Origin of the sequence: Arthrobacter sp. zg-Y1171, from assembly GCF_025244845.1 — a bacterium.
Taxonomy (GTDB): domain Bacteria; phylum Actinomycetota; class Actinomycetes; order Actinomycetales; family Micrococcaceae; genus Arthrobacter_B.
Genome location: NZ_CP104264.1, coordinates 2,599,229 through 2,613,992 on the forward strand (window position 1 = coordinate 2,599,229; position 14,764 = coordinate 2,613,992).

Sequence of the window (14,764 nt, forward strand, 5' to 3'; positions counted from 1 at the left end):
GGCCGTTTCCGGGCAGTTGCCGCGGGCGTTCAGCCCAGGTCCGGCGCCTGCTGCCAGCGCGGGCCGAATCCCGCCAGCCGGATGGTGCGCTCTTCGTCGGTGTCCTCGTCGGAGTAGTCCGTGGCCGGGGCTCCCGGAGCGTCACCGCCGACGGCGCGGACCAGGGTGATCTCCAGCCGGCTGTCGGACAGGTGCTCCACCAGCCCCCGGCCCCACTCGACCACGGTGACCGAGCGGTCCATTGAGGCTTCGAGGTCGATGTCGTCCACCTCTCCCTCAGAGCCCAGCCGGTACGCATCCACATGGACCAGGTCCGGTCCGTCCCCCAGGCTCGGGTGTTCACGGACCAGAACGAAGGTGGGCGAAATGATGCCGGGCCGCACCCCGAGCCCGGCGCCAAGCCCCTGGGTGAAGGTGGTTTTCCCCGCACCCAGTTCACCGGTGAGCAGCAGCAGGTCCCCGCGGCGCAGGACGCGGCCGAGGCGTTCGGCGAGCGCCTGGGTCTCTTCGGCCCCGTTGGTCCGGAATTCAGCTTCCCAAGCAGGTTCCTGCATCACTTGGCCTGTACCGCCTGTGCCTGTTCGCCTTCTGCCGCCGGAGCTCCGGGCGCGGCTTCCAAGGCGATGGGCGGGGCGGGTACGTCTTTGTCCGCCGCGGTGTCCACATAGACGCGCGGAACCCGGCCGCCGATCCGGGAAATGATCTCGTAATTGATGCTCCCGGCCGCTGACGCCCATTCATCGACGCTCGGCTGGCCCTCGCCGCCGAAGAGGACGGCTTCCCGGCCCTCGAAGGAATCCGGGGTGCCGGCAATGCCGGTCCGATGCAGGTCAATCACCATCTGGTCCATGGCCACTCGTCCCACCACCGGGTACGTCTGGCCGTCTATCAGGACGGGGCCGCCGGTGGCAACCCGCGGAATGCCGTCGGCATAGCCCAACGGCACCAGTGCCAGCGTGGTCGGCTCCTTGGTGCGGTAGTGCAGCCCGTAGGAGACTCCCTGGCCGGCCGGGACTTCCTTGCACGCAGCGACAGTGGTCTTCAGGCTCATCGCCGGGCGCAGCCCCAGCTCCGCCGAGGTCTGCCCGGCGAACGGCGACAGCCCGTACATACCCAGTCCGATGCGGACCAGGTCGAAGTGGGCATCCGGGCGGGACAGTGCACCCGGGGTATTGGCGATGTGCCGCACTTCGCGGTCCACTCCGGCGTCTTCGGCCACGGCGACCGCCTCGCGGAACTTCCGCAGCTGCTCATCGGTTTCCGGACGGTGGGGTTCGTCAGCGACGGCGAAGTGGGAGAAGATCCCGACCACGCGCAGCAGGCCCTCTTCCTGATAGGCCAGGGCCCGGCCGACGAAGGCTTCCCAGAGATCCTCCGGGCAGCCGTTGCGGCCCAGCCCCGTATCTATCTTCAAGTGCACCCGGGCCGGCATTTCCAACTCCCGGGCAGCCCCGACCACGGCGTCCAGATCCCAGCCGGAGACCCCAAGATCCACGTTGGCCCGGATCGCTTCACCGAATTCGGCGTCCCGCGTGTGCAGCCAGGCAAGGACCGGTTCGGCGATGCCTGCGGCCCTGAGCGCCAGCGCTTCACTGATGTGCGCCACGCCCAACCAGGCCGCGCCGGCCTGGATTGCCGCACGCGCAGTCTCAACCGCACCGTGGCCGTAGGCGTCCGCCTTCACCACGGCCATAACCCGCGCGGGGCTGACAATGTGGGAGAGGTGGCGGACATTGTGCCGGATGGCAGCGAGGTCGATTATGGCAGCACGTTCGGACGGAGGCCGGAATTCAGGGTAGTTCACGTACCCATTCTTTCACTCCCGTCCACGTCCAGGGTCCGGTGCATGATGTGCAGGCCGGTCAGCCCCTTGGCGGGATGCCGGAAGGCTTCGGGCACGGTGGCGAGGATCGAGAAGCCGAGGGACTGCCACAGCGCCACCGCCAGGGTGTTGGTTTCCACCACGGCGTTGAACTGCATTGAGCGATAGCCGCGGCGGGCGGCCTCGGCCAGCACATGCTTGCCGAGCGCCCGTGCAACCCCCTGGCCGCTGAACTCCGAGGCGGTCATGAACGAGGCATTGGCGACGTGGCTGCCGTTGCCGGACTTGTTGGGGTGCAGCTGCGCGGTCCCGGCCGCCTTTCCATCCTTCAGGGCTACGAACACCACCGTGGGAGCAGGCTCCAGCCACAACAGCCGGGCCTGCTCCCCGGTGGTGCCGGTGTCCCAGCAGTAGGTTTCTCCGGCACGCACGATGGGTTCCATCAGGTTCCAGATGGCCGGCCAGTCACCGGGCCGGGCCTCCCGGATGGTCAGTGCATCCATTTACGCGTCGAGGGCTGCTGCCCACAGATTGATCTTGGAATCGACCGCAAATTCGTCGATCCTGCGCAGCTCGTCCGCGGAGAAGTCCAGGTTGTTCACCGCAGCCAGCGAGTCTTCCAGCTGCTTCACGCTGGAAGCGCCGACAAGGGCGGAGGTGATGGGTGCGCTGTCTGCCCGGCTGCGCAGCACCCAGGCGATGGCCATCTGGGCCAGGCTCTGGCCGCGGGATTCGGCAATGCCGTTGAGCCCCCGCACGCGTTCCAGGTTTTCCTCCGAAAGCTGGGACTGGTCCAGGGACTTACCGGCAGCAGCGCGGGAGTCCTCCGGCACACCGTTGAGGTATTTGTTGGTGAGCAGCCCCTGGGCCAGCGGCGAGAAGGCAATGGATCCTGCGCCTACTTCGTCCAGGGCCGTGAACAGGTTGGGTTCGCCGTCCTCCACCCAGCGGTTGAGCATGGAATAGGAGGGCTGGTGGATCAGCAGCGGGGTGCCCATTTCACGCAGGATCCGGGCGGCTTCGATGGTCTTTTCCGGCGAGTAGGAGGAGATGCCTGCGTAGAGGGCCCGGCCGGACCGTACTGCCGTGTCCAGGGCGCCCATGGTTTCCTCCAGGGGCGTTTCGGGGTCAGGGCGGTGGCTGTAGAAAATGTCCACGTAATCCAGGCCCATGCGTTCCAGGGACTGGTCCAGGGAGGAGAGCAGGTACTTGCGGGATCCCCAGTTGCCGTACGGTCCCGGCCACATGTCATAGCCGGCCTTGCTGGAGATCACCAGCTGGTCGCGGTACGGGCGGAAATCGTCCCGGAAGTGCCGGCCGAAGTTGGTTTCGGCGGAGCCGTAGGGCGGCCCGTAGTTATTCGCCAGGTCAAAGTGGGTGACGCCAAGGTCGAAGGCGCGCCGCAGGATGGCCCGCTGGGTTTCAAAGGGCTTGTCATCGCCAAAGTTGTGCCACAGTCCCAGCGAGACCGCCGGGAGCTGGAGTCCGCTCTGTCCGACGCGTCGGTAGGGCATGGATTCATATCGGTTGTCCGCAGCAACATAAGTCATGGGCACCATACTGCCACTGTTACCGGGCTCACGCCGCGCGGCGTTGGTCCGGCGTCGGGACCTGGGTTTAACCCGCTGCAGCCGGCACCCGGCAGGAAAAGTACCTGCGGGTGCCGGCTGCAGCTGGATGCCGGTGTTGTTAGCCGGCCAGGATGGCCGCGCCGTAGGCCGGCAGCTGCACGGCATCGCCGTAGAGCTTCGCCGGTGCGGTTTCCAGCAGCACCTCCGCCTGCCGGCCGAACGGAAGCGGCAGCTCGCGCGGGCTGTCGGCAAAGTTCAGCGCCACCGCCGTGGAACCGCGCTGCATAACCAGCCAGCGGCCCACTTCGTCATAGTCCACCCGGACCTTGCGCAGGTCCGGGTCCATCAGGTCGGGGGTCTCGCGGCGCAGCGCCAGGAGCCTGCGGTACAGGTCCAGCAGCCGGCCGTGGTCCCCCTGTTCCACCTCGGACCAGTCCAGCTTCGAGTTGGTGAAGGTGGACGGATCCTGGGGATTCGGCACCGTGTCCGGATCCCATCCCATCCGCTCGAATTCCTTCAGGCGTCCCTCTGCCGTGGCCTTTCCCAGCTCGGGTTCGGGGTGCGAGGTGAAGAACTGCCAGGGCGTGGAGGCCCCGAATTCTTCACCCATGAAGAGCATGGGCGTGAACGGCGAGGCCAGGCTCAGCACCGCGCCGAGGGCGAGCTGTTCGTACCCCAGCGTCGCACTCAGCCGGTCGCCGGCCGCCCGGTTGCCGATCTGGTCGTGGTTCTGGATGGCGGTGACCAGCTGGCGTGCGGTCACTGCCTCCTTGTCCAACGGACGTCCGTGGCCGCGCTCCCGGAAGGAGGAGTACGTTCCGTTGTGGAAGAACCCTTCCTGCAGGACCTTCGCCAGTGCACCGAGTGAATCGAAATCCTCGTAGTACCCGCCGTTTTCACCCGTGAGGTTGGTGTGGGCGGCATGGTGGAAGTCATCGGACCACTGGCCGGCAAGGCCGTAGCCGTTGACGTTCCGCGGGGTGATGAGCCGGGGGTTGTTCAAATCCGACTCCGCGATGAGGAACAGCGGTTTCCCCAGGGCTTCCGCGCATTTGTCCGTCGCGGCGGCCATCTCTTCGAGGATGTGCACGGCGCGTTCGTCATGCAGCGCGTGCACCGCATCCAGCCGCAGTCCGTCCACGTGGTAGTCGCGGAACCACATGAGGACGTTGTCCACAATGTACTCGCGGACGACGTCGGAGAGCGGGCCGTCCAGGTTGACCGAGTCCCCCCAGGTGTTCGCCTTCCCCTCGGTGAGGTAGGGGCCGAACATCGGCAGGTAATTGCCGCTGGGTCCAAGGTGGTTGTAGACGACGTCCTGGATAACGCCCAGTCCGGCCTGGTGGGCCGCGTCCACGAACCGCTGGTAGGCCTCGGGCCCGCCGTAGGTTTCCTGCACGGCGTACCAGAGCACGCCGTCGTAACCCCAGTTGTGGGTTCCGTTGAAGGCATTGACGGGCAGCAGTTCGACAAAGCGCACACCCAGGTCCACCAGGTAGTCCAGCCGGCCGATCGCCGCATCCAGCGTGCCTTCGGGAGTGAAGGTACCGATGTGCATCTCATAGATCGCCCCGCCGTCGAGTCCCGGGGAGACCCAGTCGGCGTCATGCCACTGGTACAGATCCGGATCGAAGGTGCGCGAAAGTGCGTGCACGCCCTCGGGCTGCCGCCGGGACCGGGGATCCGGCACCGGCGTCTCGGCGTCGTCAATGAGGTAGCCATAGTCGATGTCCTCGGTGAGTTCGGCGTGCTGGGCGTGCCACCAGCCGTTCTCTCCGCGGGTCATCGACAGGCGCCGGCCGTCGGCCAGCAGCGTCACGGTGCCGGCCTTGGGCGCCCACACATCGAAGTCGGTCCTCATTTGCCGTCCTCCCGAACAAGCAGCGCCACCGGATAGGTGCCGAACAGATCCGCAGCTGCCAGCCGGCCGCCGCTTTCGTGCGTCTTTCCAGTGATCACGTCACGGTAGGTGCCCGGAGCCAGGACGACGGCGGTGTCCTGCCATCCACCTTGGCGCTGCAGCCCCAGCGGCAGACGGGTCACGAGCGTTACCGCTCCGCCGCGGTCGAACCCGAAGAGGTGTTCGGCCGCAGGTCCTTCCACCGCTACGGGGACGTATCCCGTGAACAGCTCCGGCCGGCCGCGCTTGAGCTGCAGGGCGCGGGTGGTGACGAGCAGCTTCGCTGTCGCGTCCTCGTCCAGGGCGGGGGCACCGGCGTCGGCGAACGACGCCGCGACCTCGCGCCGCCGGGCGAAGTCCACTTCGCGGCGGTTGTCCGGGTCCACCAGTGACCGGTCCCAGAATTCGGTGCCCTGGTAGACATCCGGCACACCGGGCATGGTCAGCTGCAGGAGCTTGGCGGAGAGCGAATTGCTGTACCCCGCCTCCCGGACGCGTTCTACCAGCGCAGTGATTACCGCGTTGACGTCCGGATTGTCGAACGCCGCATCAATGGCTGCATGCATCCGCTCTTCGAACTCGGCGTTGGGAGCCGTCCAGGTGGTGCTGCTGGAGGCTTCGCGGGCGGCCTTCTCTGCGTAGGCATGTGCACGTTCCCGGCTCAGCGGCCAGGCCCCGACGAAGGTCTGCCAGAGCAGGTTCGCCATCGGCCCGTCATGCATCGGAACAAGGGCGTCGAGGCGGGTGAATGCTTCGCTCCACTCCTCCGGGATTTCCGCGAGCACGGAAATCCTGGCCCGGGTGTCTTCGCTGCGCTTGGTGTCGTGCGTAGTCAGGGCCGTCATGGCCGCCGGCTGTTCCAGCTGCCGGCGGAGCATCCGGGTGTGCATTTCAAACGGGGATACGGCGAAGTGTGCCGGGTCGGCGCCAACCTCGTTGAGGGAGGTCAGCCGGGAGTAACGGTAGAACGCCGTATCCTCGACGCCCTTGGCCATGACCATGCCGGAGGTCTGCTGGAAACGCACCGCCAGCTCGCCCAGACTCGAAAGCGACACTGTTCCCGCGGAGTCTTCACCCAGCAGCGGGTTCAACAGCGGATGCAGGATGTCCAGCGCCGCCGCCAGGTCCGGCCGGTGCACCTTGGCCGCGATGACGGCCTCGGTCAGGTGGTCGGCACCTTCGGGCAGGTAGCTGCGGTAGACCGGGAAGCAGGCCAGCAGTTCCGCGAGCGCATCTGCTGCCGTCTCCGGTTCCAGTCCGCTGTCCGCAGGGAGCAGGCGCACGAGGCGCTGCACCTCGGAGTGCAGCAGGCCGTCCGCGATGACCCGCTTGGTGCCGTGGATCATCTGTGCGTACGGTTCCATGGGCACCAGCGCGGTCAGCGTGTCACTGCCCGCCGGGTCCACGAACAACCGGTCGATGTCGGCCAGCGCGTCGTAGCCGGTGGTGCCTTCGGTTTCCCAGTCCGCGGCGAGCTTTTCGCCCGGTTCCAGGATCTTTTCCACCAGGATGTACGCTCCGCCGGTGATCTCGCGCAGCCGGGCCAGGTAGCCCTTGGGATCGGCGAGCCCGTCCGGATGGTCGATGCGCAGGCCGTCCACGAGGCCCTCGTCGAACCAGCGCTTAATTTCGGCGTGTGCCTCGTCAAAGACCCAGGGCTCTTCCACGCGGATGCCGGCCAGGGTGTTGACCCCGAAGAACCGGCGGTAGTTCAGCTCGCTGTCGGCGCGGCGCCAGTTCACCAGTTCGTAGGACTGGCGGGCGTGCACGTCCTGCGCACTGTCGCCTTCTGCTGCGGTGCCTTCGGCCACCGGGAAACGGTGGTCGTAGTAGTGCAGTTCATTGCCCGCCAGCTTGAGCTGCTCGAGCTCATTGTCGCCGTCGCCCAGGACGGGCAGCCGCAGCTTCCCGTTCCCGGCGTCCCAGTCAATGTCGAAGGCTTCGGCATACCGGGAACCGCGGCCTTCGGCCAACACGGACCACCACCATTTGTTCCGGTGCGGTGTCGCGATGCCCATGTGGTTGGGCACAATGTCCACGAGCACGCCAAGACCGGCCGCGCGGGCGGCGTCGGAAAGGGCCTTCAGCCCCTCCGCTCCGCCGCGGGTCGGGTCGACGGCTGAAGGATCAGTGACGTCGTAGCCGTGGTCCGAGCCTTCTTCCGCCGTGAGGATCGGTGAGAGGTAGACCCAGTCCACGCCAAGGTCAGCCAGGTACGGCACGAGTTCCGCGGCGTCGAACAGGGTGAAGGACGGGCGGATCTGCAGGCGGTACGTGGAGAGGGGTGTCCTCATTCGGCGGCCTCGGTGTTTTGGGCGGCCATGGCGGCGAGGGACGCGGCCACGGAGTGGTCGTGCTCCTCTTCCTCTTCGTGTGCCCGCAGGACCACCATGGACTTGGCAGCCACGGTCAGCTGGCTGTCCGCGGCAACCGGCTCCGAGTCGGCGTATTCGCCGGCGGTGTCGATCACCGTGTCCCACATGGGTGCGTATTCCTTCGCCGGAAGGGTGACCTTCACGGCTTCGTCATGCGCGTTGAAGTACAGCAGGAAGTTCAGGTCGGTGATCCGCTGTCCGCGGGCATCCTTGCCCGAGATGCCCTGCCCGTTGAGGAAGACACCCAGGGAACGGCTGATCGGGGTGTCCCAGTCATCCGGGGACATGGTGGTGCCGTCCTCGTTCAGCCAGACGATGTCCGGCAGTGCCTCGCCCTCGCCGCGCCGCACGGGGCGGCCGTCGAAGAACCGGCGCCGGCGGAACGTGGGGTGCTCGGCACGCAGGGTGTTGACCGCCGCGGTGAATTCCATCAGCGGCGCATCCATGGTCTCCCAGTTGATCCAGCTCAGCTCGGAGTCCTGCGCGTAGGTGTTGTTGTTGCCCTGCTGGGTGCGGCCCAGCTCGTCGCCGTGCGCGATCATCGGCACGCCCTGGGACAGGAGCAGGGTGGCGAGGAAGTTGCGCTGCTGGCGGGCACGAAGGGACAGGACGGAGGGGTCGTCCGTGGGGCCTTCAACACCGCAGTTCCAGGAGCGGTTGTGGGACTCGCCGTCGTTGTTGTCCTCGCCGTTGGCGTCGTTGTGCTTCTCGTTGTAGGACACCAGGTCATGCAGCGTGAAGCCGTCGTGGGCGGTGACGAAGTTGATGGACGCCACCGGACGGCGGGCCGAGGACTCGTACAGGTCGGCGGAGCCGGTGATGCGGGAGGCGAACTCGCCCAGCGTGGAGGGCTCTCCGCGCCAGAAGTCGCGGACCGTGTCGCGGTACTTGCCGTTCCACTCGGTCCACTGGGGCGGGAAGTTGCCCACCTGGTAGCCGCCGGGTCCAACGTCCCACGGCTCGGCGATCAGCTTGACCTGGGACACTACCGGGTCCTGCTGCACCAGTTCGAAGAACGCGGAGAGGCGGTCCACGTCGTAGAACTCGCGGGCCAGCGTCGAGGCCAGGTCGAAGCGGAAACCGTCCACGTGCATTTCCGTGACCCAGTAGCGCAGCGAGTCCATCAGCAGCTGCAGGGAGTGCGGATTGCCGACATTGAGCGAGTTGCCCGTGCCGGTGTAGTCCATGTAGTACTTCTTGTCGTCTTCCACCAGCCGGTAGTAGGACGCGTTGTCGATGCCGCGGAAGGACAGCGTCGGGCCCATGTGGTTGCCCTCGGCCGTGTGGTTGTAGACCACGTCCAGGATCACTTCGATGCCGGCGAGGTGCAGCGCGCGCACCATGGCCTTGAATTCCTGTACCTGCTGGCCCTGGTCGCCGGTGGCGCTGTACGTGTTGTGCGGCGCAAAGAAGCCGATGGTGTTGTAGCCCCAGTAGTTCGACAGCCCCTTTTCCTGCAGGGTCGAGTCGTTGACGAACTGGTGCACCGGCATCAGCTCGATGGCGGTAACCCCGAGTTTCTGCAGGTGTGCGATCACGGAGGGGTGGGCGACGCCGGCGTAGGTGCCGCGCTGCTCCTCGGGAACGTCGGGGTGCAGCTCGGTCAGGCCCTTGACGTGGGCCTCGTAGATCACGGACTGGTGATACGGGACCTTGGGCTTCCGGTCTCCGTCCCAGTCGAAGAACGGGTTGATGACGACGCCCATCATCATGTGCGGGGCGGAATCCTCGTCGTTGCGCGAGTGTTCGTCGCCGAAGTTGTAGCCGAACAGTGCCTGGTCCCAGTCGATTTCGCCGGCGACGGCCTTGGCGTAGGGGTCCAGCAGCAGCTTGTTCGGGTTGCACCGGTTGCCGTTCTCCGGATCGTTCGGCCCGTCCACGCGGTAACCGTACTTCTGCCCCGGCATGACCTGCGGCAGGTAGCAGTGCCAGACATACCCGTCGACCTCGGTCAGGCGGATCTGGTGCTCGGTGCCGTCCTCATCGAACAGGCACAGGAATACGGAATCTGCCACCTCGCTGTAGAGAGCGAAGTTGGTGCCGTTTCCGTCGTAGGTTGCGCCCAGCGGATAGGCATCTCCCGGCCAAACTTCCATGTAGTGCTCCTGACTAGTTCCCTGACAACACGTAATTGATATGTCTACTTACTTTTTTACCCCAGACTTGGAGCTTACTTGAATTCGTCCGCTTCTCTGTTGGGTGGATTCCGCCACCAGCGACCGGATCTGCGGGGCCAGCAGGGACGGCTGAACCGGCCCGTCAGCCGCGGCAAGCGCGCCGGCACGGCCGTGGAGATGGGCAGCAGCCGCGGCGAGCCGTGCATAGTGTCCCGGTTCCCGCTCTGTGTCCGGGGTGCGGTCCGTCGCCAGGAGGCCGCCGAGGATGCCGGCGAGTGTGTCTCCGCTTCCCGCGGTCGCCAGCCACGGCGTTGCCTCGGCCTGGCTGTAGAGTTCGCCGGTGGGAGCCGCCGCCAGCGTGGCCCAGCCCTTGAGCAGGACGGTGGCGCCCGTGCGTTGGGCGGCGAGGCGGGCGTAGCGGATGGGATCGGCTTCGATTTCGGTCCGTGACGCCTCCTCGCCCAGGGAACGCAGCAGCGCGGTGAGTTCGCCGGCGTGCGGGGTAAGCACGACGCCGGGGTGCAGCCCGGTGCGGACCTCGGCGATCGCGTCGGCGTCGATCACTGCGGGCAGCCCGGAGGCCATGGCGTCGCCGGCCCGGCGGCGCTGGTCCTCGTCGTTGCCTGCGCCGGGTCCGGCCACCCAGGCCTGGACGTGGGTGTCCCCTACGGTCCCTGAGCCGCAGACCGCTTCGGGGTGCGCCAGGTTGATCAGCCGGGCTACGGCGTCGGGGCCCAGGTAACGGACCATGCCGACGCCGGTGGCGAGAGCGGCGCCCGTGGCCATCAGCGCGGCTCCGGGGTAGGTCTCCGAACCGGCGGCAATGCCGAGCACGCCGCGGCTGTATTTGTGGTCTGCGGGTGTGGGGAAGGGCAAGAGGGACGCCAGGTCGTCCCCGGACAGGCGGTAGGCGGCCGGGGTTCCGAGGTGCGGGCCGAGCCCGATGTCGATGCAGCGGATTTCCCCGGCGGCTACAGCGCCCGGGCCGGCGAGCAGTCCGGTTTTGACGGCGCCGAAGGTCACGGTGAGGTCCGCCCGCAGGCACGTTCCGTCCACCCGGCCGGAGTCGGCGTTGACGCCGCTGGGCAGGTCGCAGGCTACGACCAGCGGGCCCTGACCCTGCAGCCGTGCCGTGTTCAGTGTCTCTGCGATTATGCGGACGGGACCGCGGAGACCGCCGCTGCCGCCGGTGCCCAGGACGCCGTCGATGACGGCATCGGCCGCGAGGGCGGCATCGGCGAGGGCGGCGGCGTTGGATTCGGTGAGTGCCAGGACCTTTCCGCCCTGCGCCCTGAACGCCGCCAGTGCCTCGGGGTGCGCTGCGTCGGAGGTAAGCACCGCCGTCGTCGCTGCTCCGCGCCCGGCCAGCCGGGCGGCGGCATAAAGTGCGTCTCCCCCGTTGTTGCCGCTGCCGGCAAGGACGGTTACACCGGCCCCGTAGAGGCGGCCGCGGCGGGCCGCCAGCCGGGCGGCCGTCGCCGCGTACAGCCCGTAGGCTGCGCGCTGCATCAGTTCCCCGCCCCGGCCTTCGGCCAGCAGCGGGGCTTCGGCCCGGCGGACCGCGGTGCCGGTGTACGCACTGATCATGCGCTTTGTCCTAGCCTTCGGCGATGACCATTGCAGTAGCCATGTTGCCGTCATGGCTCAGGGAAAGGTGCCAGGTCTGCACGCCCTTGCCCTCGGCCACGGCAGCCACGGTTCCGTCAATCTGCAGCAGCGGCGCTCCGGCGGGATCCAGCAGGACCTGGCAGTGCTGCCAGTTCATGCCGGCAGGGGCGCCCAGGGCCTTGGCCACGGCTTCCTTCGCCGCGAACCGTGCAGCCAGTGAACGCAGGTTCAACTCCCGTTCCGCCGGTGCGAACAGCCGGGCACGGAGCCCGGGCGTGCGCTCCAGCTGGCGGCCGAACCGCGGCACGTCCACTACATCGACGCCGATTCCGATAATCACCGAGGGACGCTCCTTATTCCACCGTGACGGACTTGGCCAGGTTGCGCGGCTGGTCCACGTCGAAGCCCTTAGCCGATGCCAGCTCGCAGGCGAAGATCTGCAGCGGCACGGTGGTCAGCAGCGGTGCCAGCAGCGTCGGGGTTTCCGGCACATAGAAGATGTGCTCGGCGTAGGCCTTGACGGCGTCGTCGCCTTCTTCGGCGATCACGATCGTCTTGGCGCCGCGGGCCCGGATCTCCTGGATGTTGGAAACCACCTTGGCGTGCAGTGAATCCCGGCCGCGGGGCGACGGGACAACCACGAACACGGGCTGGCCTTCCTCGATCAGGGCAATCGGGCCGTGCTTGAGCTCGCCGGCAGCGAACCCTTCGGCGTGTATGTAGGCCAGCTCCTTCAGCTTCAGGGCGCCTTCCATTGCCACCGGGAAGCCGACGTGGCGGCCGAGGAAGAGCACCGATCCGGCATCCTTCATCAGCTGTGCCAGTTCCTTGATCTGCCCGGAGTTGTCCAGCACCTGCTGGATCTTGTCCGGCACCTTGCTGAGGTCCGCAAGGATGTCCTTGATCTCGCCCTGGAACTTGTTGCCGCGGATCTGAGCCAGGTACAGGCCGAGCAGATAAGCGGCGGTGATCTGTGCCAGGAACGCCTTGGTGGAGGCAACGGCGATTTCCGGTCCGGCGTGCGTGTAGAGGACTGCGTCCGATTCGCGGGGGATGGTGGAGCCGTTGGTGTTGCAGATGGCCAGGACCTTTGCGCCCTGTTCCTTGGCGTAGCGCACTGCCATCAGTGTGTCCATGGTCTCGCCCGACTGGGAAATGGCCACGACCAGCGTGTTCGAGTCGACAATGGGATCGCGGTAGCGGAACTCATGGCTGAGCTCCACCTCGACCGGCAGCCGGCACCAGTGCTCGATGGCGTACTTGGCCACCTGTCCGGCGTACGCGGAGGTTCCGCAGGCCAGGACCATGATCTTGTTGACGTTCTTGAGCTCCTCGGGGCTGACGCGCAGCTCATCGAGGGTGAGTCGTCCGTCGATGTCCGACCGGCCCAGGAGGGTGTCCCCCACAGCCTGCGGCTGGTCGTTGATTTCCTTCTCCATGAAGGAGTCGTAACCGCCCTTTTCGGCGGCGGCTGCATCCCAGTTCACGTAGAACTCAGTGCCTTCGGCGACCTCGCCGAAGAAGTCGGTGATCAGGACCGAGTCAGGAGTGATGGTTACCACCTGGTCCTGGCCCAGTTCGACGGCGCGGCGGGTGAAGTCGATAAAGCCGGAAACGTCCGAGCCCAGGAAGTTCTCGCCTTCGCCCAGTCCGACGACGAGCGGTGAGTTGCGCCGGGCGGCAACCACGGTGCCGTGCGAATCGGTGTGGACGGCCAGCAGGGTGAACGCACCCTCGAGCTGCTGGCAGGCAAGCTGCATGGACTTTGCCAGATCCGCGTCGCCCTCGCCGCGGTAGATGGAGGCCAGCAGCGCTGCGGCCACCTCGGTGTCGGTTTCGGAAACAAACTCTGCGCCGGCGGCCAGCAGTTCGGCCTTCAGCTCGGCGAAGTTCTCGATAATGCCGTTGTGGATCACGGCCAGGCGTCCGTTGTCCGCCAGATGGGGGTGGGCGTTTTCATCGGTGGGGCCGCCGTGCGTGGCCCAGCGGGTGTGCCCGATGCCGGTGGTGGCGGGGGTCAGCGGAGCCGCCTCCAGCTCGGCCACCAGGTTGGCCAGCTTGCCTGACTTCTTGCGGTATTCGATACCCAAGGGAGTGAGTACGGCGACGCCGGCCGAGTCATAGCCCCGGTATTCCAGCCGCCGAAGGCCTTCCATTACTACTTCGAGAGCTCCGTGCCCGCCTGCACTAATACCTGCAATGGCGTCCGGGCGGCCTGCATATCCAATAATTCCACACATAGCACTAAGCGTACCGGCCCGCGGACCGGATGCCGAAAGCATGGTGTCCTTCCGCCTGTTGCGGCATCATTGCGCGCTTCGGGCCGTTTGGGTTTGCCTGCTGTTCAGGGCAGAATTCCTATGGTGACCGAACGCCATGTTAAGTCCTCCGCGGCCCAGCCGCCCGAGAGCAGTTTCACTCCCTTCGTCGAGCTGGACCGCAGGACCTGGTCGCGGCTGTCACATGAGATACGCTCCCCGCTCAACCAGGAGGACATCCTCCGGCTGCGCGGCGTCGGTGACCAGCTGAACCTGGATGAGATCAGGGAGGTCTACCTTCCGCTCTCCAGGCTGTTGAACCTGTATGTGGCGGCTGCAGGCCGCCTGCACAGTGCCACCACCACCTTCCTCGGCGAGAAGACCACCCGTACCCCGTTCGTGATCGGCGTGGCCGGATCCGTGGCTGTCGGCAAATCCACTACGGCCCGGGTCCTGCGTGAAATGCTGCGCCGCTGGCCGGAAACTCCGAACGTGGAACTGATCACCACGGACGGTTTCCTGTACCCCAACGCAGAACTGGAACGCCGCGGGCTGATGCAGCGCAAGGGCTTCCCGGAATCCTATGACCGACGCCGGCTGCTGCGCTTTGTCAGCGAGGTGAAGAGCGGCGCCGAGGAGGTTCGGGCGCCGAAGTATTCGCACCTGACGTACGACATTGTCCCCGGCGAGGAGATAGTAGTCCGCCGGCCGGACGTGCTCATAGTCGAGGGGCTGAATGTCCTCGCCCCGGCCCGGACGCGCGCCGACGGGCGTGCCGGCCTTGCACTGAGCGATTTCTTCGATTTCTCGATTTACGTGGACGCGCGCACCTCCTACATCGAGGAATGGTACGTCCAGCGTTTCCAGTCGCTGCGCACCGGGGCCTTCGCTGACCCGGCATCCTACTTCCACCGCTACGCGGATCTGACGGACGAAGAGGCCCGGGCCACGGCCCTGGACATCTGGAAGCGGATCAACGAGCCGAACCTCATCACCAACGTGCTGCCCACGAGGGGCCGCGCCCAGCTGGTGCTGACCAAGGACGCGGACCACTCGGTGCGGCGGATGCTCCTGCGCAAAACGTAGGCCGGCGCGGGACTAGGTCCCGCGCCG

General features: G+C 66.7%; 11 protein-coding genes. 1 reads left to right on the plus strand and 10 read right to left on the minus strand.

Annotated elements, in window-relative coordinates:
• Positions 1-29: 29 nt before the first annotated feature.
• From tsaE to glmS, 10 genes are all read right to left on the minus strand, one after another.
• Positions 30-554: a tRNA (adenosine(37)-N6)-threonylcarbamoyltransferase complex ATPase subunit type 1 TsaE gene (tsaE, locus tag N2L00_RS12160; protein ID WP_255764860.1), complete on the minus strand. Its 525-nt coding sequence runs from the start codon at positions 552-554 to the stop codon at positions 30-32.
• Entirely contained in the window at positions 554-1,804 is a 1,251-nt protein-coding gene (gene alr / locus N2L00_RS12165; protein WP_255764861.1) for an alanine racemase, read from the minus strand. The genes tsaE and alr overlap by 1 nt, the downstream gene beginning before the upstream one ends.
• The gene (locus N2L00_RS12170; RefSeq protein ID WP_255862647.1) at positions 1,801-2,325 is read right to left on the minus strand and encodes a GNAT family N-acetyltransferase; all 525 of its coding nucleotides are present in this window, start codon (positions 2,323-2,325) and stop codon (positions 1,801-1,803) included. The genes alr and N2L00_RS12170 overlap by 4 nt, the downstream gene beginning before the upstream one ends.
• Positions 2,326-3,372 carry an L-glyceraldehyde 3-phosphate reductase gene (mgrA, locus tag N2L00_RS12175; protein WP_255765700.1) on the minus strand — a complete coding sequence of 349 codons (1,047 nt, stop codon included), beginning with the start codon at positions 3,370-3,372 and terminating at the stop codon, positions 2,326-2,328.
• A 139-nt stretch (positions 3,373-3,511) separates the two neighbouring features.
• Entirely contained in the window at positions 3,512-5,254 is a 1,743-nt protein-coding gene (treZ, locus tag N2L00_RS12180) for a malto-oligosyltrehalose trehalohydrolase (RefSeq protein WP_255764863.1), read from the minus strand.
• Complete coding sequence (treY, locus tag N2L00_RS12185; RefSeq protein WP_255862646.1) at positions 5,251-7,587, minus strand: malto-oligosyltrehalose synthase; 2,337 nt, start codon at positions 7,585-7,587, stop codon at positions 5,251-5,253. The genes treZ and treY overlap by 4 nt, the downstream gene beginning before the upstream one ends.
• Complete coding sequence (gene glgX, locus N2L00_RS12190) at positions 7,584-9,764, minus strand: glycogen debranching protein GlgX (RefSeq protein WP_255764866.1); 2,181 nt, start codon at positions 9,762-9,764, stop codon at positions 7,584-7,586. Before glgX ends, treY begins: the two co-directional genes overlap by 4 nt.
• Positions 9,765-9,812: 48 nt before the next feature.
• On the minus strand, positions 9,813-11,372 hold the full coding sequence (locus N2L00_RS12195; protein WP_255862645.1) for an NAD(P)H-hydrate dehydratase: 1,560 nt from the start codon (positions 11,370-11,372) through the stop codon (positions 9,813-9,815).
• Between the two features lie 10 nt (positions 11,373-11,382).
• Complete coding sequence (locus tag N2L00_RS12200; RefSeq protein WP_229949943.1) at positions 11,383-11,733, minus strand: holo-ACP synthase; 351 nt, start codon at positions 11,731-11,733, stop codon at positions 11,383-11,385.
• 13 nt (positions 11,734-11,746) lie between these two features.
• Entirely contained in the window at positions 11,747-13,633 is a 1,887-nt protein-coding gene (gene glmS / locus N2L00_RS12205; RefSeq protein WP_255862644.1) for a glutamine--fructose-6-phosphate transaminase (isomerizing), read from the minus strand.
• Between the two features lie 120 nt (positions 13,634-13,753).
• Between glmS and coaA the strand changes: the two genes are divergently transcribed.
• A complete protein-coding gene (coaA, locus tag N2L00_RS12210) occupies positions 13,754-14,737 on the plus strand; it encodes a type I pantothenate kinase (RefSeq protein ID WP_255764870.1) in 984 nt (327 codons plus the stop codon).
• Positions 14,738-14,764: the final 27 nt, after the last annotated feature.

What these genes read in the sequence shown, in the direction of transcription:
- mgrA (WP_255765700.1), bottom strand. Translation starts at nt 3,372, where the DNA reads ATGACTTATGTTGCTGCGGACAACCGATATGAATCCATGCCCTACCGA.
- coaA (WP_255764870.1), top strand. Translation starts at nt 13,754, where the DNA reads ATGGTGACCGAACGCCATGTTAAGTCCTCCGCGGCCCAGCCGCCCGAG.
- treZ (WP_255764863.1), bottom strand. Translation starts at nt 5,254, where the DNA reads ATGAGGACCGACTTCGATGTGTGGGCGCCCAAGGCCGGCACCGTGACG.
- glgX (WP_255764866.1), bottom strand. Translation starts at nt 9,764, where the DNA reads ATGGAAGTTTGGCCGGGAGATGCCTATCCGCTGGGCGCAACCTACGAC.
- glmS (WP_255862644.1), bottom strand. Translation starts at nt 13,633, where the DNA reads ATGTGTGGAATTATTGGATATGCAGGCCGCCCGGACGCCATTGCAGGT.
- N2L00_RS12170 (WP_255862647.1), bottom strand. Translation starts at nt 2,325, where the DNA reads ATGGATGCACTGACCATCCGGGAGGCCCGGCCCGGTGACTGGCCGGCC.
- N2L00_RS12195 (WP_255862645.1), bottom strand. Translation starts at nt 11,372, where the DNA reads ATGATCAGTGCGTACACCGGCACCGCGGTCCGCCGGGCCGAAGCCCCG.
- treY (WP_255862646.1), bottom strand. Translation starts at nt 7,587, where the DNA reads ATGAGGACACCCCTCTCCACGTACCGCCTGCAGATCCGCCCGTCCTTC.
- tsaE (WP_255764860.1), bottom strand. Translation starts at nt 554, where the DNA reads ATGCAGGAACCTGCTTGGGAAGCTGAATTCCGGACCAACGGGGCCGAA.